The 25,760-nt window shown below is 45.1% G+C and carries 23 protein-coding genes and 1 pseudogene; 16 read left to right on the top strand and 8 right to left on the bottom strand.

Annotation, left to right across the window (positions count from 1 at the left end; translation table 11 throughout):
* The first annotated feature begins 89 nt into the window (after positions 1-89).
* Both rsmD and CXF82_RS18560 read left to right on the top strand, forming a co-directional pair.
* Positions 90-707 carry a 16S rRNA (guanine(966)-N(2))-methyltransferase RsmD gene (rsmD, locus tag CXF82_RS18565; protein WP_102044726.1) on the top strand — a complete coding sequence of 206 codons (618 nt, stop codon included), beginning with the start codon at positions 90-92 and terminating at the stop codon, positions 705-707.
* Complete coding sequence (locus CXF82_RS18560; RefSeq protein WP_102039902.1) at positions 708-986, top strand: DUF1145 domain-containing protein; 279 nt, start codon at positions 708-710, stop codon at positions 984-986.
* A gap of 200 nt (positions 987-1,186) precedes the next feature.
* On the opposite strand, the pseudogene CXF82_RS18555 reads toward CXF82_RS18560, so the two are convergent.
* Positions 1,187-1,414: pseudogene (locus CXF82_RS18555) on the bottom strand (hypothetical protein); the annotation flags it as partial.
* Between the two features lie 324 nt (positions 1,415-1,738).
* Positions 1,739-2,299 carry a NapC/NirT family cytochrome c gene (locus CXF82_RS18550; RefSeq protein ID WP_101090738.1) on the bottom strand — a complete coding sequence of 187 codons (561 nt, stop codon included), beginning with the start codon at positions 2,297-2,299 and terminating at the stop codon, positions 1,739-1,741.
* Between the two features lie 382 nt (positions 2,300-2,681).
* On the opposite strand from CXF82_RS18550, the gene CXF82_RS18545 reads away from it, so the two are divergent.
* The 6 genes from CXF82_RS18545 to CXF82_RS18520 all read left to right on the top strand — a co-directional run bounded on the left by CXF82_RS18545 (position 2,682) and on the right by CXF82_RS18520 (position 9,536).
* Complete coding sequence (locus CXF82_RS18545) at positions 2,682-3,119, top strand: hypothetical protein (RefSeq protein WP_101090739.1); 438 nt, start codon at positions 2,682-2,684, stop codon at positions 3,117-3,119.
* Positions 3,120-3,211: 92 nt separating this feature from the next.
* Positions 3,212-3,628 carry a DUF2057 family protein gene (locus CXF82_RS18540; protein ID WP_101090740.1) on the top strand — a complete coding sequence of 139 codons (417 nt, stop codon included), beginning with the start codon at positions 3,212-3,214 and terminating at the stop codon, positions 3,626-3,628.
* A gap of 112 nt (positions 3,629-3,740) precedes the next feature.
* Positions 3,741-4,157, top strand: a complete 417-nt coding sequence (locus CXF82_RS18535) for a hypothetical protein (protein ID WP_101090741.1) — start codon at positions 3,741-3,743, stop codon at positions 4,155-4,157.
* Between the two features lie 129 nt (positions 4,158-4,286).
* Entirely contained in the window at positions 4,287-4,673 is a 387-nt protein-coding gene (locus tag CXF82_RS18530; protein ID WP_101090742.1) for a heavy metal-binding domain-containing protein, read from the top strand.
* A gap of 24 nt (positions 4,674-4,697) precedes the next feature.
* Positions 4,698-6,365 carry an efflux RND transporter periplasmic adaptor subunit gene (locus CXF82_RS18525; protein ID WP_102044724.1) on the top strand — a complete coding sequence of 556 codons (1,668 nt, stop codon included), beginning with the start codon at positions 4,698-4,700 and terminating at the stop codon, positions 6,363-6,365.
* A 15-nt stretch (positions 6,366-6,380) separates the two neighbouring features.
* The gene (locus CXF82_RS18520) at positions 6,381-9,536 is read left to right on the top strand and encodes an efflux RND transporter permease subunit (RefSeq protein ID WP_101090744.1); all 3,156 of its coding nucleotides are present in this window, start codon (positions 6,381-6,383) and stop codon (positions 9,534-9,536) included.
* A gap of 386 nt (positions 9,537-9,922) precedes the next feature.
* Here the strand turns inward: CXF82_RS18520 and CXF82_RS18515 are convergent, their stop codons facing one another.
* Positions 9,923-10,702 (bottom strand): VOC family protein, encoded by a 780-nt coding sequence (locus CXF82_RS18515; protein ID WP_102044723.1) that lies wholly within the window; start codon positions 10,700-10,702, stop codon positions 9,923-9,925.
* A 481-nt stretch (positions 10,703-11,183) separates the two neighbouring features.
* Between CXF82_RS18515 and CXF82_RS18510 the strand changes: the two genes are divergently transcribed.
* Complete coding sequence (locus CXF82_RS18510; protein ID WP_101090746.1) at positions 11,184-12,377, top strand: GGDEF domain-containing protein; 1,194 nt, start codon at positions 11,184-11,186, stop codon at positions 12,375-12,377.
* Positions 12,378-12,473: 96 nt separating this feature from the next.
* Here the strand turns inward: CXF82_RS18510 and CXF82_RS18505 are convergent, their stop codons facing one another.
* Both CXF82_RS18505 and CXF82_RS18500 read right to left on the bottom strand, forming a co-directional pair.
* Positions 12,474-13,697: an HlyD family secretion protein gene (locus CXF82_RS18505; RefSeq protein WP_101090747.1), complete on the bottom strand. Its 1,224-nt coding sequence runs from the start codon at positions 13,695-13,697 to the stop codon at positions 12,474-12,476.
* On the bottom strand, positions 13,690-14,055 hold the full coding sequence (locus CXF82_RS18500) for an MFS transporter (RefSeq protein ID WP_101090748.1): 366 nt from the start codon (positions 14,053-14,055) through the stop codon (positions 13,690-13,692). The genes CXF82_RS18505 and CXF82_RS18500 overlap by 8 nt, the downstream gene beginning before the upstream one ends.
* Before the next feature lie 147 nt (positions 14,056-14,202).
* Here CXF82_RS18500 and CXF82_RS18495 point away from each other — a divergent pair, with 147 nt between their 5' ends.
* Entirely contained in the window at positions 14,203-15,225 is a 1,023-nt protein-coding gene (locus CXF82_RS18495) for an AraC family transcriptional regulator (RefSeq protein WP_232775018.1), read from the top strand.
* Positions 15,226-15,261: 36 nt separating this feature from the next.
* Here CXF82_RS18495 and mtr read toward each other — a convergent pair whose 3' ends face one another.
* Positions 15,262-16,518 (bottom strand): tryptophan permease, encoded by a 1,257-nt coding sequence (mtr, locus tag CXF82_RS18490; RefSeq protein ID WP_102039906.1) that lies wholly within the window; start codon positions 16,516-16,518, stop codon positions 15,262-15,264.
* The gene (gene plsB / locus CXF82_RS18485; RefSeq protein ID WP_101090750.1) at positions 16,518-18,941 is read right to left on the bottom strand and encodes a glycerol-3-phosphate 1-O-acyltransferase PlsB; all 2,424 of its coding nucleotides are present in this window, start codon (positions 18,939-18,941) and stop codon (positions 16,518-16,520) included. Before plsB ends, mtr begins: the two co-directional genes overlap by 1 nt.
* 301 nt (positions 18,942-19,242) lie before the next feature.
* Here plsB and lexA point away from each other — a divergent pair, with 301 nt between their 5' ends.
* The 6 genes from lexA (at position 19,243) to CXF82_RS18455 (ending at position 25,512) form a co-directional block, all read left to right on the top strand.
* Complete coding sequence (gene lexA / locus CXF82_RS18480) at positions 19,243-19,863, top strand: transcriptional repressor LexA (protein ID WP_101090751.1); 621 nt, start codon at positions 19,243-19,245, stop codon at positions 19,861-19,863.
* Positions 19,860-20,372, top strand: coding sequence for a cell division inhibitor SulA (locus CXF82_RS18475; RefSeq protein WP_101090752.1), 513 nt, complete (start codon positions 19,860-19,862; stop codon positions 20,370-20,372). Before lexA ends, CXF82_RS18475 begins: the two co-directional genes overlap by 4 nt.
* 451 nt (positions 20,373-20,823) lie before the next feature.
* Positions 20,824-22,359: a cytochrome c oxidase subunit II gene (gene coxB, locus CXF82_RS18470; RefSeq protein WP_102044722.1), complete on the top strand. Its 1,536-nt coding sequence runs from the start codon at positions 20,824-20,826 to the stop codon at positions 22,357-22,359.
* Positions 22,360-22,368: 9 nt separating this feature from the next.
* Positions 22,369-23,973, top strand: a complete 1,605-nt coding sequence (ctaD, locus tag CXF82_RS18465; RefSeq protein WP_101090754.1) for a cytochrome c oxidase subunit I — start codon at positions 22,369-22,371, stop codon at positions 23,971-23,973.
* 2 nt (positions 23,974-23,975) lie between these two features.
* Positions 23,976-24,533 (top strand): cytochrome c oxidase assembly protein, encoded by a 558-nt coding sequence (locus CXF82_RS18460; RefSeq protein WP_102044721.1) that lies wholly within the window; start codon positions 23,976-23,978, stop codon positions 24,531-24,533.
* 103 nt (positions 24,534-24,636) lie between these two features.
* Entirely contained in the window at positions 24,637-25,512 is an 876-nt protein-coding gene (locus tag CXF82_RS18455) for a cytochrome c oxidase subunit 3 (RefSeq protein ID WP_102044720.1), read from the top strand.
* Positions 25,513-25,542: 30 nt separating this feature from the next.
* Here CXF82_RS18455 and CXF82_RS18450 read toward each other — a convergent pair.
* Positions 25,543-25,760 (bottom strand): DUF2909 family protein (locus CXF82_RS18450; protein ID WP_257982819.1); only part of this gene is annotated, 218 nt, incomplete at its 5' end.

Below are 25,760 nucleotides of genomic sequence, written 5' to 3'. Positions count from 1 at the left end.
TTTAGTGATGCTTTGATATAAAATAACGACCTTAAATCAGACGCTATAGTCTACCACTTTCTGCCATAAGGCAAAATCACGAGGACACCATGGTCAAAAAAATACTCTCAAGTGGCCAAGTAAGGATTATTTCTGGCCAGTGGCGATCACGCAAACTGCCTATTCATGATCTAGAAGGATTGCGCCCCACGACTGACCGAGTGCGTGAAACCTTGTTTAATTGGATAGCAAACGATGTACGTGGCGCCAGAGTGCTGGACTGTTTTGGTGGTAGTGGTGCGCTGAGTTTAGAGTCTTTGTCACGATACGCTGCCTATGCCCGAGTATTTGAGCTACAACCGCAGGCGGCAAAGCAACTCGTTGCAAACTTAGCGACGTTAAAGTGTGACGACGCCGATGTGATTAAGGGCGATAGCTTAAAGCTATTAGCGACAACGCCTGATAAAGGCTTTGATATTGTATTTATCGACCCGCCTTTCAGAAAGTCACTGACAGAGAAAAGTATCCAATTGCTAGATCAGCAGCAATGGTTACTCGCTGACGCACTTATCTATGTTGAAACTGAGTCTGAATTAGCACAGCTTGATGTGCCCGCGAGTTGGACACAACTTAAAGAGAAAAAAGCAGGACAAGTGATCTATCGTTTATATCAATACAGCCCACAGCAGGAAACTGACGATACTCAAGGTGCTGAGGAGAGTGTTTAAATGAAACTGGTTTTACTGTTAGGAAAGCTAGCCACCGCCTTGGCATGGTTAATGATGTTTTATAATCTAGCGGTGCCATTTGACGGAAACATTGCCGTTATTTTGAATATTCTTCTGGCCGTGACAGTGCTTATGCACAGCTTCCAAACGATGATCTTTCACACTATTTTTAAAAGCCTAATAGCGTTAAAAAAGGGCGATTATCTACAAGTGTTTATTTTCGGCGTCTTTAGCTTACTGCAATATCGCCAACAGGTTTTGGCTCAACAAAAAAGCTAGAACGGTTAACAGCCGAAATATACTAAGTCGACAAGTGCTTAGACGAAAAGTCTAAGACGGGCGCTTCGCTGACGGCAAAGCAAAGGATACTCAGCAAGCTGCATATTCTTTGCTATTTCGGTTATTCCTAACCTATGCTTCAACCCTATCCGGCTTCACCATCTCAGCTCTATCCGCTTTACCGTCTCAGCCCTATCGACTTACCATCTCAGCCCCACCGCCTTTACCGTCTCAGTTCCATCCAGCTTCACCACCTCAGTTCCATCCAGCTTCACCATCTCAGCTCTATCCGGCTTCACCACCTCAGTTCCATCCGGCTTTACCATCTCAGCCCTATCCGGCTTCACCATCTCAGCTCTATCCGGCTTCACCACCTCAGTTCCATCCGGCTCCACCATCTCAGCTCTATCCGGCTTCACCATCTCAGCTCTATCGGCTTCACCGTCTCAGCTCTATCGGCTTCACCGTCTCAGCTCTATCGGCTTCACCGTCTCAGCTCTATCGGCTTCACCGTCTCAGCTCTATCGGCTTTACCGTCTCAGCCCTATCGACTTACCATCTCAGCCCTATCCGGCTTCACCGTCTCAGCTCTATCGACTTACCGTCTCAGCTCTATCGACTTACCGTCTCTGCCCTATCGATTCCCAAATAACAGCCACAAAAAAGCCCCGTGATATTTCTATCATGGGGCTTTAAGCTGTGAATGCTAGCTCATCTAACTTGCATTCATAGTGCTTGTTGTTTACTGAGTCTTATTTAACGTAAACGTGAGCAACGCCTTTGTGGCAATCAACACAAGTCTTACGCTTATCATCAGCTTTCTTGAAGTTGTTAGCGTGCATTCTCTTCGCCATCTTCTTCATTGCTTCAGGTTGGTTTTCGTAAATACGAGTATGACAGTGCTGACAGTTAGCTGAGTCATTGCCTTTAAAGTACTTAAGTGCGTGATCGGCTTGCTCTTTACGATTTTCATCCAACCATGCTTGAGTATTGAAACCATCGATAGTCATGAAACCATATAGGTCTTTAGACACAATAATTTTCTTAACTAGGTACTTAACTGGATTGTGCGGTAAGTGACAGTCTTGACACTGCACAGTAACACCTGCGCGTCCTCCGCCGTGCGCAGAAGCCATCACTTCATCTTTCAATGAATGATTGCTATGGCAGCTCATACAGAACTGATCTGAACTTGTTGCATGCAAAGTTTGTTGTGTCGCAAAATAACCTACAACACCAACTACGATACCAACGACCAACAATGCTAGAATCGAAAATTTTGCGCTAGGTTTAAATAGTGCTCGCCAGTTCATCACTCATCTCCAAATATTTAATTTTTATATCGATGTAAGTTTTACTTCATCTCTATTTATGCGGTCTAGTATAAACCATATCCTACTGATTAATCTGGGACTAAAAGTGCAAAATGAGACATGGCTCTAACTCTCTCAACTGAATCAAAAATTGCTCACTATATATGCGCTTTCACTAAAGTTAGCCTAAAGCCTTGTTTATCGCAAGGATTATGTCTTATCGGCTTGATAATGCGGTATTTAAAGCATTTAATTGAGTTTTTCAAGATGTGAAAATGAGTCAGAGTTCAAACAAATATAAAAAATATATGTGTAGCCTGAAACTAATTACCTAGTAGCAAGGTCTATCTAGTTACATCATCATTATTTGGAAAAGTTGAACATGTGCAAACGCATCGCATATTTAGCATTACTCATCTCACTGGTCGGGCAATTTTTGCTTTCACCAGCGATGGCTATGCCTAAATTTTTGCATGCCAGCTCACACGCTTCCCAACATGTTCAGCAAATCGAACTAACTCAGCTACCGATAAACCCAGTGTTGATAAGCTCAATAGCCGTTCCCCATCAAGATACACCCAGCTGTGGTAGCGCCATGCTAAGCATTAACACGAGCATGGTTGATTGTGACGCATTGTGTGAGGTGTTAGGCATGGGTGATTGTGTATCACACTGTGTTTCTATCCCCGCTATTATTGCACAAGCTCAGCTCAACCTCGGCTCTCAACAAGCGGGACAGAGCCTACAAACCATCTTTTGGTCTCCTCAAACTGCGGAACAAGCATCAATTAACCCACCACCGATCTCACTGCAAGCTTAACCTTAAATCACAAGCGCTCAGCGCAATTTACATCTATGTAATTTATCCATAGGCATTCAGCCCATGGTTACCGGTTTTGTTTGGAGTTTATTATGAAAAAATTTATCAGCGTTATCGCACTTTCTCTTGCCAGTTTCACCAGTATGGCAGCCTCTGTTTCTTTTCCTGAATCACTTGAAGTACTCGGAGTGAATGGGTTAAATAATGTTGACAGTCGATACCTGCAACTGGAGAACGGTCAAAACTTAATTGAGCTACAGTACCGCGATCTTTTTGAATCAAATGCCGATGACTCTAATTGGGTCCGCTCTGAACCGCTATATCTCTATATCGATCTGGAAACGGCCGCTAACTATGAGGCGATCACCCCGAGTATTTTATCTGAAGAGGATGCTTACCAGTTTATCAACTCGCCTTATATTAAGTTAACCGATGATAGCGGTAGCGAGAAACAGGTCGCATTGATGACTCATAGCCAACTGATGGCTAAAATATTACTGCAAAAATAGCAATCTAGCTCCCGCAGCTGTTAACACATTGATAAAGTGAATTTGTGAACTTTATCAATGTGTAACTTTTTTGCTGTGTTAGACTAATCAAAGCACATTACTTGGAACCATCATGTTTAGCATCCTTCGCCGTCATACATTAATAGCCTTTACGCTACTCGCTTTGTTGAGTCAGCTAATGCTATCTAATGGATCATTGATGGTACCGAATGCGATGGCTGATGATATGCCAATGATGAGCATGCAAGATGGGGCTGAATGCCACCAACAGCAAATAGATAGCAACACTCATTGCTGTGATTCTGATGAGGATACGCAAATGCTTCCCGGCAACTCTAAGAATTGCTGCAACGGCAACGGATCATGCCAGAGTGATTGTAACCATTGCTTGGTAATTTCAGTAACAGGTTCACTGTTTAATGTGTTGTCATGGCCTGGCAACAACACCTCCGATATTGCAATGGCCACTCCAATGCCTCATTTCCACTCTATCTCATTGCCACAAGATTTAAGACCTCCAATAGCGTAAATCGAGACGCCCCCCTGTCTCTACATTTTTAAAACGTTATTTATTCTTATTAAGCAATTATTTAAGCCGTTAATTGTTTTGTGCATTAGCACTTACAGCATTCGGCCATCTCTTTGATGGAGTTAAGTTATGAAAACCTTTATTAGCATGGTATTAACTACCTTTTTGTTTTTAACCTGGGCACCTGCTGTATCAGCGCATGCACATGATCACGGCGCCGAGCAGAGTCAAAGCTACGCTTGCCCAATGCATCCTGAAGTCACCGGCGCTAAGGGCGACTCTTGCCCTAAATGCGGTATGGACTTGAAAGCAACAAAAGCCGCTGGACATAACTGTGATTCTTGCCCAAAAAAGGGAAAGACAGCTCATCATAAGATGACTGCTGACACTCACGCATGTCCAATGAACCCTGCAATTACGGGTAAAGCGGGTGATAGCTGCCCTAAATGTGGCATGGACTTAACGCCTATCGCAAATAGCGAAAACGCCGATAAAAAAAGTCACATGCATCACTAAAAGCTAGGGTGGAGATAAGGCATTATGAGTTTATTCAAATCAAAACAGTTTCGTAAAAACGCAGTGTGTGCGCTAAGCAGCTTATTAGTTGCTGCAACCCCGATACTTGGCTACAGCCAAGCTCTATCACAAGAGCAATCTGAAACCACAGTACAAAATCAGCAACATAACGCTGAATATTACTGCCCAATGCATCCAGAAGAGACCAGCCATGAAGCTGGCCGTTGTTCTATATGTAAGATGTTCCTCGTCAAAGATGAATCATCGAGTGGAACATTAATAGCAGATACTGTCGCAGCAGTGAACAAAGATTACTACTGCCCCATGCACCCCGAAGTCACGAGCCATGAACCGGGTCGATGTCCAAAATGTAACATGTTTTTAGTCAAGGAAGAGGAGGAGGAAGCTCTCCCTAATGAACATGCTGGCCACGATCATGCCAGTCATCAAAGTGATGCCTCTAAAATAGCCGTTGCGCCACAAACTAAAGCAGAGAAATTGCTAAGTCAGCCAAAACCGACGTTAATTCCTGCCGCTCAATCAAATGGGGATGGCAATATAAAATATGTCTGCCCAATGCATCCTCACGTCGTTTCTGACGTGCCAGGCACTTGCCCTATATGCGGCATGAACTTAGAAAAGGTCACTGTAGGTGGGGTTACTGAAGAGGTCGTTGTCGGCGTATCCGGCGGCATGCAACAAGCTCTTGGCATGCGCAGCGAGCAAGTCACCGAGGGCACTCTGTGGAAGCAGGTCAAGACCATTGGTACCGTGCAATACAATGAAAACGCTATTGGCCATGCGCATACACGCGTTAGCGGCTGGATTGAAACCTTAATGGTGCATACCGTTGGTCAACGCGTAAAGAAAGGGCAACTTCTTTATGAATTGTACTCTCCAGAACTCATTAATGCGCAAGACGATTACATGCAAGCTATCGATTACCTCAAACAAGACAAGAATCGCGGTGCAGGATTACTGCGCAAAGCGCGTTTACGTCTCGAACTATTAGGTGTTAGCTCCAATACCATCAAGCATTTAGAGCAAACTGGTGAAACCACTTATCGCGTCCCTTATTACGCCGACCAAGATGGTTTTGTTAGTCTCTTGTCAGTACGCCATGGGATGTATGTTGAACCTGGCAATACGCTGTTTGAAATTGTTGATTTAAGCAGTGTGTGGGTAATTGCCGACGTGTTTGAAAACGAACAAAGCTGGCTAGAACAAGGTCGCCCCGTGGAGGTGACTTCCGCCTCTCAAGGTTTGTTTGATTTGGAATCGACTATTGATTACATCTACCCAGAGCTGGATCCTGTCTCGCGGGCAATGCGAGTACGTATCAAGCTAGAAAATACCGAAAAACTACTCAAGCCAGGCACCTTAGTTGATGTCACGCTCTTTGGTGGTCCAAAGAAAAACGTACTGTCCATTCCTACCGAGGCGCTCATTCTTACCGGCCGAGAGAACCGAGTCGTGGTGCAACGAGACGATAATAAATTTACCTCTGTCAGCGTAAAAGTGGGCATAATTTCCCAAGGAAAAGCTGAAATTATCGAAGGGCTAAAAGCTGGCGATAAAGTGATAGTGTCTGGCCAATTCTTATTGGATTCAGAAGCCAGTATTCAGGGCAGTTTGCAGCGCTTAAGTGGCAGTAATAGCAATGTTACTGACGATCCACACGCAAGTCATTAATCGGAGGGCTACGATATGTTAGAGAAAATTATTAGCGCCGCGATTAAACAGCGGGTGATGGTGTTAGCGCTTACTGCGATAATCGCCTTAATTGGCTACCAAGCTATGCGCATGACACCCCTTGATGCATTACCCGATCTATCAGATGTGCAAGTGATTGTGAAAACCTCTTACCCAGGGCAAGCACCACAGTTGGTGGAAGACCAGATCACTTATCCATTATCAACTGCCATGTTGGCCGTGCCTGGTGCGAAGACCGTCCGTGGCTTTTCAATGTTTGGCGACTCTTACGTCTACATTATTTTTGAAGACGGCACCGATATCTATTGGGCACGATCTCGAGTATTGGAGTACTTGTCGCAAACCCAAGGACAACTGCCGGCCAGCGTAACACCTACCCTAGGGCCTGATGCCTCGGGAGTAGGCTGGGTATTTCAATATGCCTTGGTCGATCGCAAGGGTCAACATGACCTCGCTCAGTTGCGCTCTTTGCAAGATTGGTTCTTAAAGCTTGAGTTACAAAGCGTTGAGGGCGTATCAGAAATAGCCACTATCGGTGGTATGGAGCAGTCGTATCAAATCATTGTCGATCCGCATAAGTTAGCCCTATATCAAATCGATTTGATGACGGTTAAAAATGCCTTAGACAACTCCAACAGCTCAACGGGCGGTTCTGTCATTGAGATGGCAGAAGCGGAGTACATGATCACGTCGTCTGGCTACCGCCAAACCTTAGATGATTTTGAAGAGATCCCGCTCGGCATAGTGTCTGAGTCTGGCACCCCTATCTTGATGAAAGATGTCGCGCAGCTGCGTACCGGTCCAGCCGCTCGCCGTGGCATCGCCGAGTTGGATGGTGAAGGCGAAGTCGTTGGCGGCATTGTAGTGATGCGCTACGGCGAAAACGCGCTAGCCACCATCAACAATGTAAAAGATAAGCTAAAAGAGATTGAAAATGGTTTACCCGATGGGGTTGAGTTAGTGATCACTTACGATCGCTCAACACTGATCCTCAATTCGGTAGAGAACCTGACACATAAAGTGCTAGAAGAGATGTTAGTGGTTGGCATTATTTGTCTCGTCTTCTTGCTGCATGCCCGCTCGACACTGGTGGCGATTATTTCACTGCCAATCTCGATATTAATCAGCTTTATCGTGATGAATATTATTGGTGTTAACGCCAACATTATGAGTCTAGGGGGGATTGCCATCGCCATTGGTGCCGTGGTGGACGCCGCCATTGTGATGGTCGAAAACACCCATAAGCACCTAGAGCACTATCGTGAAAAACATAACGGTGAAGCGCCAACAGGCGATGCTCATTGGGAGCTCATCCGGCAAGCCTCAGTTGAAGTTGGGCCAGCGCTGTTTTTCAGTTTGCTGATCATCACATTGAGCTTTGTGCCTGTATTTGCACTTGAAGCACAAGAGGGACGTTTATTCCATCCACTGGCATTTACTAAAACCTTCGCCATGGCGGCCAGTGCGATATTGGCGATCACCTTGATCCCGGTATTAATGGGTTACTTTGTTCGCGGCAAAATTCCTGACGAACGCAGAAACCCCATCAGCCGAGTATTGATTGCGATATACGAGCCAATGCTACGCTTGGTATTACGTTTTCCTAAAGTCACGATTTTGCTGGCTATTGTGGCTCTTGGCAGTGCTGTATACCCAATGACGAAAATGGGTAGCGAGTTTATGCCAGAGCTTGAAGAGGGTGACTTACTCTATATGCCGACCACCTTACCCAGCGTCAGTGCGGGTAAAGCGGCCGAGATCTTACAACAAACAGACCGATTGATTAAAACCGTGCCTGAAGTTAAGCGGGTATTTGGTAAAGTCGGCCGCGCAATGACGGCAACCGATCCCGCGCCGTTAACTATGTTAGAAACCACCATCATGCTTAACCCGCCAGAGACATGGCGAGAAGGGATGACACTTGAGGGGATTATTGCTGAATTGCAAAAAACCGTCAAAGTACCAGGCATGACCAACGCATGGGTGCAGCCTATCAAAACCCGTATTGATATGCTTTCTACAGGGGTGAGAACGCCTGTCGGCATCAAAATATCAGGCGCCGATATCGATGAGCTACAACGGATTGGGACCGAGATTGAGGCTGTGGTTAGCAAGCTGCCAGGCACCGCATCGGCATTTGCCCAACGTACCAGTGGTGGACGTTATATCGATATTGAACCGGATCTTAAGAATGCGGCTCGCTACGGGATGACACTTAGAGATATCCAAGACGTGGTGCAAATGGCCATTGGTGGTATGCAAGTTGGCCAATCGATTCAAGGCCAAGAGCGCTATCCCATCAATATTCGTTACCCGCGCGAACTGCGCGATAGTCTTGAGAAACTCAAGGATTTACCGGTAATGACTAAAACCGGTAAATACTTACCTTTAGGCAATTTAGCGAGTATTACTGTAAGCGATGGTGCCCCCATGCTAGCCAGTGAAAATGGTCGCTTAATCAGTTGGGTGTTTGTTGACTTAAAAGATATCTCTATTGGTGAATACATTAAGGCAGCAAGAACAGCACTTGATGAGCAGATCCAGCTACCATCACGCTATAGCTACACCTTTGCCGGGCAGTATGAGTATATGCAGCGAGTCGAAGCCAAAATGGAGTTGGTTGTACCACTGATGCTGATCGTGATTTTTATGCTACTGATGATGACGTTCAGCTCGTTCATCCAAGCGTCAGTGATCATGCTCAGCCTGCCCTTTTCACTCGTGGGTAGCGCATGGTTGTTGTACTTTTTGGACTTCAATTTCTCGGTTGCAGTATCGGTGGGCATGATTGCACTTGCAGGTGTGGCAGCAGAGTTTGGTGTGGTGATGCAGGTATACCTGAATAACAGCATCAGAGATCGCAAAGCAGCAGGGCAATACAATCAACGTAGCGATTTATCTGAAGCACTGATCCACGGAGCCGTGATGCGTATTCGCCCTAAGGCCATGACCGTAGCGACGATCTTTTTCGGTTTACTACCGATCATGTGGGGTAGTGGTACAGGTAATGAAGTGATGCAGAAAATCGCAGCACCTATGGTCGGCGGTATGGTGACCGCACCATTACTGTCGCTATTTGTTATTCCTGCTATTTACCTGCTTATCTATGGCAGAAATCTAGATAAAGGCATCACCACTAATAATGGGTAATGCTTTGCTTTAGTCCTAAAACAAAAAAGCACTGCCTAGAGCAGTGCTTTTTTATGTTTTACTCATAAAGGCTAGTGACAGCGACTTAACCGTGAACCAGTTGTTTTCACTTTTTAACAGCTTTTCTTTGATTTTTCAACAGTCTCATTTCCACTCTCTGAGTCGCTAGTTGACGCACATCCCATCACGCTAACCAATACAATAGGCAACATCAAGCCAATCCATTTCTTTACCATTTGTAGTCTTCCCTAAATTAATTTTATTAATAATCAAATAACCATCTTTGATTAGGCTCCGTCCTACGGAGTCAAACAAATTAACCAAACAATAAAGATTAAACAACATAAAAAACCATTAATTTACAATTACTCACACAAAACTGATGTTTACGCGATTTTCAGTTCAATGATCGAGAACACGGCACCATTAGGATCATTGACCACAGCAAAACGACCCACATTGGCTATATCGGTCGGAGGAACGCAAATCGCACCGCCAAGTTCAACCACTTGCAGTGCTTTTGCATCACAATCGCCGACGGTAAAATAGCTCATCCAATGGGCTCGCATATCGCCCCACTCGTCAGTCATTGTCATCATACCGCCAACCTCTTGGCTTCCAACCTGCCACGCGGTGTACTCCATACCATCCATGTCCGTCACTCGCGAGCCCCATCCAAAGACATGAGAGTAAAAAGGCTTTGCGATCTTAGGCTGACGACAAGCCAGTTCCACCCAGCATAAAGTACCTTTCTCACCAGCGCGCTGAGCTCCCATATGATTGTTGGCCTGCCATAGCGCAAACTTTGCCCCTTCAGGATCAGTAATCACTGCCATTCTTCCCGCCTCACCAACATCATGAGGCCCAAGCACTATGGTGCCGCCTGCACCTGCCACATCCACCAACGTATTATCGAGATCCTCTACAGCAAAGTAGATCAGCCATTGGCTTAATTCACCCGTTTTGATCATCTCAACAGGCAATTGATACATAGCCCCGAGATCGTCCCCCTCTAGATTGAACATACTATAGGTACCCTGTGGGATGGGCATGTCAACAATATCCCAAGCAAACAATGCGTGATAAAAAGGCTTGCTGATCGCAATATCTAACGATGCTAACTCTACCCAGCAAGGTTGGCCTTGAAAATATTGATCGATTTTCATTTTAATTCCCATCACAAACTCAGTTTACCCTCTTTGAAGTTAAGACTGATTTATGCGGACTGTCCAACTAATGAGGCATTGTTGGCTGATTAAAATATTGAGTGAGACTTGTCAATTGCTTAGATGGGTATATATCCCCGTTCTCTCTCAAGATGCTTGCTTTCAGTGGGAATTAAAAGTGATTTAGACAAGGCCAAGACGGTTGTGGAATAGCAGGTCTATTGCCAAGGTCTGTGACGCAGTATAAATCACTTTTAAACCCACCCAACGGGAGCGCCTGAGCGGATCCACTTCCGTGTTGCATTCTCTTATAAGGGAACCACCATTATGACAACACTGCGCCTTGAATTGAACCCGCTCAAGCAGCTCTGAAACATGCACTTTAAAGTAGAACGGGTATATACATCTCAAAGGACAACTAATGACTGATATCTGCGAGCCTCGTCTATAATATTGAAGAGGCCATTTATAAGGATATTCAGTGTCGGTATTTTTACGTAGCGTCCGCTACCTCTTTATGCCCATTTTTATTGTGTTCAGCGGTATTGCCGCTGCGCAATATTATGAGTACATTTGGCAAGCGTGGATGCCAACAATAAGTGAACTGCCACTCTACCTGCTCCCAGTGGCGGCGTTGTTGGCGTTGCAATTTAACTTTAGCCGCATCACTTACCTGGCACTGTTACTGCTTAGCTATTACCTGCTTGAGTATGGTGATATTGTTGACGCGAGTCTTATTGAGCCAATAAGCGAACCTATCTTTCTCGCCGGAACATTAATCATTATGCTATTCGCGATAACTCGCGATAGAGCCTTGTTCTCAGTGTATTCAATCAAGATTATACTCGGTATCGCGCTTTGTTTTGCCATCGCGTTTGGCTCAATAGCGATGATTTCCTTTATTAACCAACCGCCTGCCAATACGATCCCTACTGTACTGGAGCTACTAACGCCGATGCAGGTTCCAATAGGAATCGCAACGCTGGTCACCTGCATTAGCTGTGTGTCACGTGGTAGCCGAATCGATTCGACTATCACTGTCACCTTGTTTATTTGGTTATTTCAATTTTACTTACCGGCTGAATTACCACTGGCACTGCTACTCTGTTTGCTCGCTCTCGTTTATCTGCTTGCCATCTTGTTTGAGTCTCACCAGTTGGCTTACCGCGATGATCTCACCGGGCTTTATTCTCGTCGAGCACTCAATACCATGGCGCCGTCACTTAATAGTCACTACAGCGTAGCGATGGTCGATATCGACCATTTCAAAAAGTTTAATGACAATTTTGGTCACGACATTGGCGACCAAGTTTTACGGTTGGTCGCCTGTAAACTGAATAAAATTAGAGGTGGGGGTAAAGTCTACCGTTATGGCGGCGAGGAATTTGCCATAGTATTCCCCAATAAGGACGTGGAGGAGATTATGCCTCACTTAGAGGAGATTAGAATTAAAGTGAGGGATTATAAGATCGCTATACGAAATGATTCGCGAATGTTAACCAGTAAATCAAACCGGAAAGAGAGCGCGCAAATTCCAACCAAATCAGCCAACATTACCATCTCTATTGGCGTCTCTGAGCATCACGGTGAGTCCACTTTTGAGCAGACGCTAAAACGAGCAGACAAAGCGCTCTATATCGCCAAAAAGAATGGCAGAGATCGAGTGTTTGCTTAGTTAACCAGAGCCTAGCCTCTTAAAGGAGGGCTTCTAAGGCGTTGAGTATAAAAGCCATGCACGGTCTCAGTTCGAAGCCCACATGGCCGACGTTTATTATAAAGAATAAAAATAGTAGATTTGTGATTTCATTCTGATCACGATACCGCGAATAATGTCCAAGAAATTAAGGAATGCGATGGGTTTGGTTCCCGAAATCCAAGCTAACCCCACAGAGCCTACGGGAATATCATAGTCACCGGTTTCGGTCAGCTTTAGCCTGACAAAATGGTGCTTATTACTGGCATTTAGCCCCGTAGTTTGCCTCACATTGTCATCAAAACCCAGTAACGATCCTTGCGACTCGCCCGTGGCTTCTACTATCCCTTCAACTTCTGCATTAAACACTTTCCCAGGGTAAACAGCCGAGGAAAATTCCGCCATCTGGCCAACTTTAACATTACGGATAGCCTGATGATTGACTCGCATTAACACATATTTTTCGTTGGTATACATCTGCATTCTAGGGGCAACGCCAACATACTGACCTTCACGCATAATGAAGTTAGTGACATAACCGTCCGCAGGTGCGTATACCTTGGTGTTGTCTAGCTTCCACTGTGCTTGCGCTACATTTTCTATCTCGCTATTAAGGTCCGACTCACGGCCTTGCACGTTAAGGTGAGACTTCTCAATATTGAGTAGCGCCGTTTGCTCAGCCGTAACTGCCTTTTCGATTTGGCTACCATAGGTGTTCACTTGTGCCATGGCAAGATCGACCGCCGTTTGTTGTTCATCCAGTAAACTCTTGGTCACTGTGTCAGGCACTACGCGATTCTGCTCAATATAGCGGGCGAGCGTTTTCTGTTTCCAATGTAGATCTTTAGTTGCAGCATGCAGCTCATTACGACTAATGCTCACATCAGCAATGGCGACATCATGTTGCTTCAGTGCTAGTTTCACATCTTCGCTGGCTAGCGACAGTGCCACTGTTGCGCTCTGTTTAGCCACCAACGTCTTATTGAGCTCAATCTGAAACGGCTCATCATCCAGATCATAGATTAACTGACCAGCCTCAATCGTTTGATTGGGTTGTACATAGATATTATCTACCTTACCTTTTATTTGGGTATTGGCAGGCCGTAACTGAATACGTGGCGATTGCACCAATGAGCCACCCGACATGTCCATTGGGGTGTAGTTGAGCAGGCCAACCCAAACAAACATCAGCCACCCCGTTCCGCCTAAATAAGCGAAGCTTTTACTATAAGTGTTCCACGGCATGCCGACTAAACGCAGCAGGTAGATCAATAGAGCCCAAACCGCTAAACCTTCAAGCATTGGTTTGCTCCTCATTTATCTCAAGTGGCTTTATTTCTGCATTGTTATCACTCGTGTCATCGTTACTGTTTTCTCGCCAGATATCTCGCACACGGCGCAATGCTTTTTCGCTATCAACGAACGCAACAATCACCGCGATGACCCACACCCAATGCCAGACAAAGCCTATCCAGGTGAGCGCGGTAATGAGCCCTATCTGTTGGTGCTGTTTTTTATGGGCCTTGTTAATAGGCATTTCATGGATCTTCCAGAAGCCAAATGCGGCAGCGGCAATTGTCAGCACCATCACGACACCTGCAACGCCATGTAAAGCGGCATCAACACCGGTATCGACGAACGGCATACTGAATAAACTCATAGGGAACTAGACCTTAAAATCGACTGATTGAAAAAGCAGTTTGCCCTGTCTATAAATTAGAACAAGCCAGAATACCTCTATATATCATTTAGCTCTATTCTATGATTCAATATGGTATCCACATTCGAAATAAAGATGGTTATCACAATGGATACGGCATTTATCCGCTCTAGCTATATCGCGCCGGTTTTTAAGGGTGTTGAAGCTCACTATGGAATTAGTTTAAACGAGCTGTCGATCCCAGCTGCTCTGTTTGACGAGCGAATGGCACTCATCCCGTTTACCGAAGTATCTAAATGGTTTATACAACTAGAGATGCTAACGGGTGATACCGACTATATGGTGAAAATTCAGCATTACCTGGATATTTCGGCACTAGAGATACCGGGAAACTGGTTCTTGTCGGCGCCTGATTTAGCCCTGTGTTTTCGGCGGATTAACCATGGGATTTGTAGCTTTCATTCTGGGGCAAGCTATTATGCGCTGCAATCAGGTAACATATTGAAATGGTGCTACAACAACCCTTATGCCAAAGAAAGGGCTCGTTCACATGATTCACTGCGGGTGGCGATCACTTTGTTTAATGCCATCAAACACTTTACCGGCAATCATTACACTTTAAAAAAGCTCAAGCTCAGCGGCCCGCCGATTAAGCAAAAAGAGACTGAAGCGATATTTGGTTGCCCCGTATCTTGGAATGCCGCACAAACTGAGTTATGGATAAGTATCGACGACTTATTCAGTTCATCACCGATGGATTATTTTCCCACCGAGACGTTAACCACTTCAGTGTCACTCGCTCAGCTTGAAAGTTATTTGAACATGCCACAGCCCTCTGACCTACCCAAAGTGCTCTACGAAATGATCAACTATGCTCGCTATTATGATCTACCCACGGTGGTTTCTGTCGCAGAACTCTTTGGGATCTCAGGGCAGCAACTGCAACGGCGTTTGCTAAAAATAGGCTTTAGCTTCACCCACATATCGGGTTATATATTGTGTAATCAAGCAATCAAATACATGTTGGAAGGAAAAGATTTAGCCGAGATAGCACAACGCTTAGGCTATGCAAATGCTCATAGTTTCAGTCGCTCCTTTGCTCGCTTTAGAAAGCAAACCCCGACGCAATATATGAGCAAGATAAACCGACAAAACAAAAAGCCTCTATAAAGGAGGCTTTTTAATCATACAGATGAATAATGCTGATTAACCGTAAACGGGCAATATACCAGCCATGGCCAGTAAGTGGCATGCGCCAGTGACCAAACCAAAAATGATGATGACGACGATCAAAGGCGTGCCACCTGGCACTTTAAAACTGTCACTGTCTGCAAATATTTGTCGTGATTTATAGGCCATCATAGCAGGGACTATCGCTGCCCAAATAGTTGCCGCTAATGCTGCAAAACCAATAGCAATTAAGAACCCGTTGGGAAATAGCAAGCCCAAAATAGTTGGCGGTATAAATGTTACTGCGGCGGTCTTTAAGCGGCCTTGACGAGATTCATCAAAACCAAACAGATCCGCAAGGTAATCAAATAAGCCTAAGGTGACACCGAGGAATGATGAAGCAACGGCAAGGTTGGCAAATAACGACAACATGGTGTTAAGCCAGCGACTGGCTATCACTTCTGACAATGCCCCAACCAATATGCCCATATTGCCGCCTTGAGCGATAATATCAATAAACTGACTGCGTGGAATATTACCCATGGTCGCCACTAACCAGCAGCTATAAATAACGAGTGCGATGAAGGTACCAATGAAGATGGCTTTAATAATCGTCTTTGGTTGATTACCGTAATACTTTACCAGGCTAGGCACGTTACCGTGGTAGCCAAAGCTTGCTAAGCCAAAGGGCAAAGCCGCAAGTAAATATGGCGCATAACTGGTTTCGCCATCAGGCACAAACAACTTAGTGGTATCCACATCGATCAGCAGATTACCTACGGCAATAAAGAACGTAATAATCATACCACCCAGCATAATAGTGGTAATTCTATCGACCGCTTTAGTGCTGATAATAACGATTGACGCTAATACGGCGGCAAAAATGAGTCCGGCAATACTTTGCGGTAAGTTAATCCCAAGCCCTGCAAGGCTATGGTTAACAATCGAGCTGCCGCCACTAATGTAAGCATAGGTCAAAATATACAGTACAAAGGCAATTGAGAGCCCGTTGATGATACGCCAGAACTGACCCAATGTTGTTTTCGTTAATGTGTCAAAACTCGCACCCGGTTTAAAGTGCAAATTAGTCTCGAGCAACATCAGCCCCGACACCAACATGCAAAACCATATGCCAACCAGCATCAGCATTGAATAGCCAAACCACATCCCAGCGCCCACAACAGGCAACGAGAACATGCCCGCTCCAACAGTGGTGCCGGCGATGATCATTGCGCCGCCTAACACCGATTTTCCAGCAGACTTATTCTTGGCCGCGTTCATATGATTGGCCATTAGCTATTTTGCTCCGCATTAACACTATCGACTATTGTTTGCCTTACCAATGAACGTAGCAGTAAATTGGCTCTGTCTTTAATCCGTTTGATATCACTGCACCCTTCGCTATCCGTTAGATGACCTAACTCTTTTAATTTAACGCTGAGCGTGGCGTATAGCTTCTTGTCGTAAAACTCTGGCGCCGTAATACCGTGAAGCGCTCCCAGCCTTTGTGCAAGACGGTGGCTGTCGCGTTCAAGCTCCGAGCGTTCCATGTTCGGTTTTACTGCCAACAAATTAAACAAAATGGCGTAACGTTGCATGGTTTCGTCTATCGTGCCAGACAACAGCAGCAACTTATTCACCTTATTATCAGCAACAGTGAAATGACCATTTTCAGCCACTAAGCCTTGCGCGACAAAAATATCTAGAATGCGGTGTGTATAGGCTGCCGGATCCTCAATGCCCATAAACAGTTCCGCTTTCAGCAACGGATAAAAATCACTGACAAAGCTAAGCACATCATCACGAGTACACTGCTCTTTACGCAGCAAGCAAGCGGCAATTAGCGAGGGGACAACCATTAAATGAATAATGTTGTTACGATAATAAGTCATTGTAATTGCAATGCTATCATCGATGGAAATGATATCCCCAAGCGAATCACTTTCAATTTTAATCTTTTTCAGTTCCAGACCATGAGATACAAGGTCTTTACCGCTGCCTTCTGGTACCGATGTGTATTCGGTATAAGGCAACTCTTTTAATAACGTGAGATAAAGGTCCAACTGCTTTTCTAGCTGGCTACGCTCTAACGCATTTTGCTCAGATGCTAGCAAAACTAAGCTGGTTAACGTCACTGCACTTACCGCGGCAGCATCGTTAATGTTAGTCATCACCTCTCTGGCCAACTTGTTCACCGCTGGTGTAAACCATGGTTGCTTTTGTTCTGGGTCTTGGACGATATCTTCACGCCACGTTGGCACTTCATCGTTCAAGAAATTGTGTAAGGTAATTGGCTTACCAAAATTCACATAGCCTTGGCCGAAATTACCTAACTTTCGAATCGCACCAAACACTTGCCAAACCGACTCTTTCTTCTTCTTTTTACCACTTAATTCTTTGTGATAAGTCGCCACTTCCATTACATGGTCATAACCAAGATAAACCGGCACTAAAGTGACAGGACGTTCAACACCGCGCAGTACACTGTTAAGCGTCATGGCGATCATGCCTGTTTTAGGGGCTAATAAACGACCTGTGCGTGAGCGACCACCTTCGGTAAAGTACTCAACCGGATAACCCTTAGTAAAGAGTTGATCGAGGTATTCACGGAATACCGCGGTATAGAGCTTATTACCGCGAAAACTTCGGCGAATAAAGAATGCGCCACCACGGCGGAACATAGGTCCTGCTGGCCAGAAGTTAAGATTAATGCCGGCAGCAATATGCGGCGGCACCATGCCTTGATAATAGAGGATGTAAGACAGCAACAAATAATCCATGTGGCTGCGATGACACGGTACATAGACGATTTCATGACCATCATGGTGCAACTGACGAACCTGCTCCGCACCTTTAATATTGATACCTTTATAGAGCTTATTCCACAACCAAGTAAGAAAACGCTCGGTAATACGCACTAAGCTATCGGAGTAATCCGCCGCGACTTCATCTAGATACTCCATCGCTTTTGCACGCGCTTCTGATTCGGAGATTTTTTTATTTGTCGCTTCTTCTTTAATGGCTCGGGTAATTGATTCTGACTTTAGCAAAGCATGGAACAGAGCTTGGCGCTTAGGCAGCTGAGGCCCAGTCATTACTTTACGTTGACGCTGAAAATGCACTCGCGCGACACGGGCTAGTTTTTGTGCGATGCGCTTATCAGTACCATGTTCGTCTGCCATATAACGCAGAGAAACAGCATTAGAAAACTGCACAAAGTTGTGTCGACCGAGAAACAAGATCATCAAGCACTTGCGTAACCAAGTCGGATTTTGACGCTCCAACACAGCAGCGCGCATGGTGTCGTCTTCTTTGCCTGGGGTTCGTCCCCAATAAAGACTCACAGGAACTAGCTGAATATCTAATTCTTCATTTTGCTTATGCACACTCAATAGGCGCTTAAAGCAATGCAAATACTGTTCGGCACTTTCTCTTTCGCCAAATAGAGGCTTGCTACCTTCAAGGCAGACAACGCGCGGCGCAGTCACCCCATTAACCTCTAAGTCATTATATGGGCTAGGTAAACCGAATTTACCGGTTATCTCACTAAGAGCTGCTATGTCACTAACAGATTCTGTTTTCATGACATAAACGAGTGGCTTGCTTGGATCGAGATTGAGGTCTTCAAAAGGATCATGAGGCACTACAATAGTGTGCACGAGCTTTTTTTGGATCCAGCGTAATGATTTAAACCAAAGAGAGTCTTTTTTCGACATGATTCGCTTGCAGTATAGTCGCTTCTAATAACCCCGTAGAATACCAGAATTTCGGAGTGTTTGCGCAATTGCTTTATAATGGCACTCGGAAACATTTGCGTATTTATAGAACAATGACTTAAGCCATCATAAGTCTATGTATATCCTGCCTATCAGGATTAAATCTCGTTCATCCCTCCTTAATCTCTCAGCCCCACCCTAGTGCTAATAAATTCAACTTTAACATAAATTTGGTTAATACTTGCGCGAACAGAAATACTGTATATACTGACAGTTACTGTATGGAAAGACAGGCTTAATAATGAGACCACTTACACCACGTCAAGCTGAAATTTTAGAGCTAATTAAACGCAATATTACAGACACAGGTATGCCACCCACCCGTGCTGAAATAGCCAAACGTTTAGGCTTTAAATCTGCCAATGCAGCCGAGGAGCACTTAAAAGCTTTAGCGAAGAAAGGCTGTATTGAGATCATGCCAGGTACCTCTCGAGGAATTAAGTTAATTCAAGATGATACCGAAGATGCCGACCTTGGTTTACCGCTTATTGGTCAAGTGGCCGCAGGTGAACCTATTCTGGCTCAAGAACATGTAGAGCAACATTATAAAATTGATCCTACCATGTTCCGCCCGTCAGCCGACTTCCTGCTTAAAGTACGCGGTGACAGCATGAAAAACATCGGCATACTTGAAGGCGATTTGCTTGCAGTGCATAAGATCCAACATGCAAGCAACGGTCAAGTTGTGGTGGCACGAGTAGAAGATGAAGTCACGGTTAAACGCTTTGAAAAGAAAGGCAATAAAGTTTATTTACATGCTGAGAATGAAGATTATTCACCGATAGAAGTTGATCTGGCAAACCAAAGCTTAAGTATTGAAGGTTTAGCCGTTGGCGTGATCCGTAATGGAGATTGGCAATGAACAAATTATTAGGTGTAAGCCCGCGTCACCCTGGCCTTTGGCAAGATATACCTGCTCAAGCTATGTCTAAAAAGGTAAATACAGATATCGAAACTATGGTATCTCACACTCAGGGGCGCACTGAATTAAAACAGATTAGTGGCCAACTTGCTCAACTGAGCCAACAAGGTCGCTGGATTGTATTAATTAGCCCACCTAATATCGGTTACAAACAGATGCTCGCTTCTGCTGGCGTCCGCATGGATAGAATCCTACTGGTACACGCAAAAGATGAATTCGAAACACTTTGGGCTATGGAAAAAGCGCTCACGAGTGGCACATCAAGCGCGGTAATAACCTGGACGAATGAAGTCGATGCACGAGACAGTAGACGACTGCAGTTAGTCGCAAAGAGTGCTCAAGCGGTGGGTATCATTATTGAAAATGCGAATGCTCACTTACCTGACAGCACAATAAATACACAGGACGAGCGGTTTAAACAAGGTTCACTGTTCGCAGCAGTCCATTAAGCAATTCTTTCTATTACAAATCTAGTCTCTAAAGCAAAGCTCCCTTAACGGGAGCTTTTTTATTACTGCCGCTAAGCAAATGAATCAAAAAGTGATCTTGATCAATATTTCAACACCAAGTAGGGTAGGTACTGATAACAACGATATATTGTTATATCCGAGCGATTTAGTCGTCGGTCTTTATGTATGGACTGTAGATCCTTAAAGAGTATATGAAGACTGAGATCGGCCTGATATATTTCAGCCGTAGGTGCCAGTGTGGTTACACTAACCAGTATTAAAATACTGAAATTATATAAAGTCTAATCGATAGTCGAAACATAACGACACGATGGATAAACCACTCGCGCACTTTGAAGTCATCGTTGCTTTTTTGGGAACTGAAGAGTTTACATAGAGCAGAGACTTACTGTGTGACTCTTCTTTGTCTTGTTGACAGAGGAGAAGTCTAGTGAAGCAATTGTTGTACTGTGTGTTGGCGCTAATATTTTCGCCTACACTGTTTGCATCAGAAATGCCGTTTAATATGACAGAAGGCGTGACGGAGATCAGTGGTAAGGTTTATAACCTCCATATGATTATCCTTTATATCTGCTGTGCTATTGGCATTGTTGTTTTTGGCGCAATGATTTATGCCATGATCAACCATCGCAAATCAAAAGGCGCAGTCGCCGCCAACTTTCATGAAAGTACTAAAGTCGAGATTTTATGGACTGTAGTGCCTTTTATTATTCTTATAATCATGGCTATTCCCGCAACCAAAACCTTGATTGCAATGGAAGACCCCAGTAATGCTGACCTCACCATTAAAATAACAGGTTCGCAGTGGAAGTGGCATTACAGCTATTTCGATAAAGACGTTGAGTTTTATAGCTTAATGTCGACTCCTAGAGCACAAATAGAGGGCACCGAAGCTAAAGGTGAACACTATTTGCTTGAAGTAGACAAACATCTCGTATTACCCATTAATCGTAAAGTACGCTTTTTGATGACATCTGATGACGTTATCCACTCATGGTGGGTCCCGGCTTTTGCTGTCAAAAAAGATGCTAACCCCGGTTTTATCAATGAAGCTTGGACACGAATTGATAAGCCCGGTATTTATCGTGGTCAATGCGCTGAATTGTGCGGTAAAGACCACGGATTTATGCCGATTGTTGTCGAAGCGCTTTCAGAAGCAGACTTCGATAAGTGGTTACTTGCCCAGCAGCAACAAGCTAATAATGCTGAAGCTGAAGCAGAGGCCGCACTTTCGCAAACCTTAACCATGGACGAACTCATGGCTCAAGGTGAGCAAATCTATCTCGCTCAATGTGCTGCATGTCATCAACCCAATGGTGCAGGTCTGCCTGGCGTATTCCCTTCTCTTATTGGCAGCCCAATTACCACCGGCCCCGTCGGCGCCCATGTCGATATCGTCGTCAATGGTAAGCCTGGTACTGCTATGCAAGCATTTGCTAAACAGCTGACTGCAACTGAAATTGCTGCCGTGGTGACTTTTGAGCGTAATGCTTGGGGCAATGACTCAGGCGATACAGTTCAAGCCGCTGATGTGAGCTCTGCTAGCGCGAGTTCAAGCCCAGCTGCATCCAGCGATCCCAACACCGTAATCCCGGTCACTTTACCTGCCAGCTTACCTGAGGCTGAACAAGTTAAAGCTGTGGCTTTAGATGACTTAACAATGGATGAGCTTATGGTCATGGGAGAGAAAGTCTACATGACCAGTTGTGTTGCTTGTCACCAAGCGGCAGGAACGGGTTTACCCGGCGCCTTTCCATCGTTAGTGGGGAGCGCAGTGATTACCGGCCCAGTAACGGGTCATCTCGATACTGTTATCAATGGCAAACCGGGTACTGCTATGCAGGCATTTACCTCGCTACTGACACCACAACAGCTTGCAGCTGTGGTGACTTATGAGCGCAATGCATGGGGTAATAACTCAGGTGATGCTGTTCAGGCTTCTGACGTTGTTGGTCACGGAAAGTAAGGGACTAAAATGAGCACAATCACACAAGACTCACCAGCAGCTCAGGACGATCACCATGATGACCATCATCATGGTGCGCCGAAAGGCATCATGCGCTGGATTTTAACCACCAACCATAAAGATATCGGCACGCTCTACCTGTGGTTCAGTTTTATTATGTTCCTTACGGGTGGCGCGATGGCGATGGTTATTCGCGCCGAGTTATTTCAGCCCGGTTTACAGTTAGTCGAACCTAACTTTTTCAATCAGATGACCACAGTGCACGGCCTAGTCATGGTATTTGGTGCGGTTATGCCAGCCTTTACAGGCTTGGCTAACTGGCTTATTCCAATGATGATCGGTGCACCTGACATGGCACTGCCTCGTATGAATAACTGGAGCTTTTGGATCTTACCTTTTGCTTTCACAATTCTATTGAGCTCATTGTTTATGGAAGGTGGAGGGCCCAACTTTGGTTGGACTTTCTACGCGCCACTATCGACCACTTATAGTCCAGACAGTACTGCGCTGTTCGTTTTTGCCATTCACATCATGGGGATAAGTTCGATAATGGGGGCGATTAACGTTATCGTCACCATCGTCAATATGCGCGCCCCCGGCATGTCGTGGATGAAGCTGCCGTTATTTGTTTGGACCTGGTTAATAACCGCATTCTTGTTGATAGCGGTGATGCCAGTGCTTGCGGGCACCGTCACCATGGTATTAACCGATAAGTATTTTGGTACTGCATTCTTTGATGCCGCAGGTGGTGGTGATCCCGTGATGTTCCAGCATATTTTCTGGTTCTTCGGCCACCCTGAAGTTTACATCATGATCTTACCCTCTTTCGGTATTATCTCTGCCATCGTTCCCGCCTTTAGTCGCAAACCATTATTTGGTTACGCGTCGATGGTGTATGCCACCGCGAGTATCGCCGTGCTGTCATTTTTGGTATGGGCACACCACATGTTTACCACGGGGATGCCGGTGTTTGCCGAGCTTTTCTTCATGTATTGCACTATGCTCATTGCAGTACCTACGGGGGTAAAAGTCTTTAACTGGGTTGCGACTATGTGGCGCGGATCAATCAGTTTTGAAACCCCAATGCTATTCGCAGTTGCGTTTATCATACTCTTTACCATTGGCGGATTTTCAGGCTTGATGTTGGCTATTACCCCAGCGGATTTTCAGTATCACGACACCTACTTCGTGGTGGCTCATTTCCACTATGTACTTGTCACCGGAGCTATATTCTCCATCATGGCAGCAGCGTACTATTGGCTGCCTAAGTGGACCGGCAACATGTACAGCGAAACTTTAGGACGCTGGCATTTTTGGTGCTCAGTTATCTCAGTGAATGTACTGTTTTTCCCAATGCACTTTCTCGGGTTAGCAGGTATGCCTCGCCGAATCCCCGATTATGCGATTCAATTTGCTGACGTAAACCAGATTGTATCGATTGGTGGTTTTGCCTTTGGTTTGTCTCAATTTATCTTTTTGGCTGTAGTGATCAAGTGTATCCGCGGTGGCGAGAAAGCCCCTGCTAAGCCTTGGGAAGGAGCCGAAGGTTTAGAATGGACCATTCCAAGTCCGGCGCCATATCACTCATTTACCACACCACCTGAGGTGAAGTAGAGATGAATCAGGCACAGAGTAAGTCTAATCGTAAGCTTATCGGTATGCTCCTGCTTGGCGCTGTCGGTATGTTTGGCTTTGGTTTTGCTTTGGTGCCTTTATATGATGTGCTGTGCGACACCTTAGGTATTAATGGCAAAACCCAAAGTACTGCCAGTGTTTATAAGCCCATCACGGTAGATAAAAGTAGAATGGTCACTGTTGAGTTTGTTTCCCAAGTGCAAAGTGATATGCCTTGGGAATTCAAACCTGAAGTGAATACCATGCAGGTCCACCCCGGAGAGTTAATACGTACCCACTTTGTTGCTAAGAATTTGTCAGCGAAACACATCGTTGGCCAAGCAATACCGTCAGTATCTCCTGGACTAGGCGCTGCCTACTTTAATAAAACTGAATGTTTCTGTTTCAATCAGCAAGTGTTAGCCGCAAACGCTAGCGCAGATCTACCACTCATCTTTTATGTGGACCCTGAATTACCGGACTCCATTTCAACCTTGACCCTCTCTTATACCCTCTACAACATCACCGACAAAGGCTATGTCGAAAATGTTGCAGAGTAAGGAGCTGCAAGATGAACAAAATATATGTACCGAACAATGTGCTAGCACTGCACACCGGGCTGCTAATTGGCGCTGTCGATAGTGTAGAGCAAGGAGCAACACCATGACGACCAAGCACGAACCTTATTATGTGCCTGCACAAAGTGCTTGGCCGATTATTGGTGCAGTTGGACTCTTCCTCATCGCATTTGGTGCGGGTAGCTATGTCTCTGAATTAAAAAACGGCGGCGGCAACGGCGGTTATATTTTGCTTGCCGGCATCGCGGTCATTATTTTTATGCTTTTTGGCTGGTTTAGAACTGTGATTACAGAATCAATGGCAGGTCTTTATTCAAAACAGATGGATCGCTCATTTAGACAAGGCATGAGTTGGTTTATCTTTTCAGAAGTGATGTTCTTCGGCGCCTTTTTTGGTGCGCTGTTCTACGCCAGAATGATTGCTATACCTTGGCTGGGCGGCGCATCAAACAATGCGATGACCCATGAAGTGCTTTGGCCAGCATTTGAAGCCGTGTGGCCACTGGTTACCACGCCTGGAGGCACCACAACTGAAGCCATGGGCTGGACCGGATTACCGCTATACAACACATTGATCCTACTAACGTCATCAGTCACTTTGCATTTTGCTCACGTTGGATTAGAGAGCAATAAACGCAAAGCACTCACTATCTGGCTAGCATTCACTATCTTGTTGGGGATTGGCTTTTTATTCCTGCAAGCTGAGGAGTACATTCACGCTTACCAAGAGATGGGGCTAACGCTGGATTCTGGCGTCTACGGTAATACCTTTTTCTTACTTACCGGCTTTCATGGTATGCACGTGACCTTAGGAACGGTGTTTCTAATTGTACTGTTTTTTAGAGTGCTTAAAGGCCATTTCACACCAGAACATCACTTTGCTTTTCAAGCAGGTAGCTGGTATTGGCACTTTGTTGACGTAGTTTGGTTGTGCCTATTTATATTTGTTTATGTACTCTAATTTAAACATAAATAGCACAAAAATAACGGCTTAATAAGGTCTGGGATTGGGCGTGATAATCCCAGTCCCTAATGCCAATAAAAGCAACATGACCACCAGCACGGAAAAGACAACTCGGCGACCCAAATATTGGCTCATAGGAACACTCTTTTCTCCTTTAACCATCACAAACAAGGCACGGCCTAAATTAACTAATATGAACAGTAGTAGCAGTACTAAAACCAATTTAAAAACCAATAGTGTATTCA

It is taken from the genome of Shewanella sp. GutDb-MelDb, assembly GCF_002836075.1.
Taxonomy (GTDB): Bacteria; Pseudomonadota; Gammaproteobacteria; order Enterobacterales; family Shewanellaceae; genus Shewanella.
Note: the sequence above shows the minus strand (reverse complement) of the source record. Positions and strands in the feature narration are given on the sequence as shown.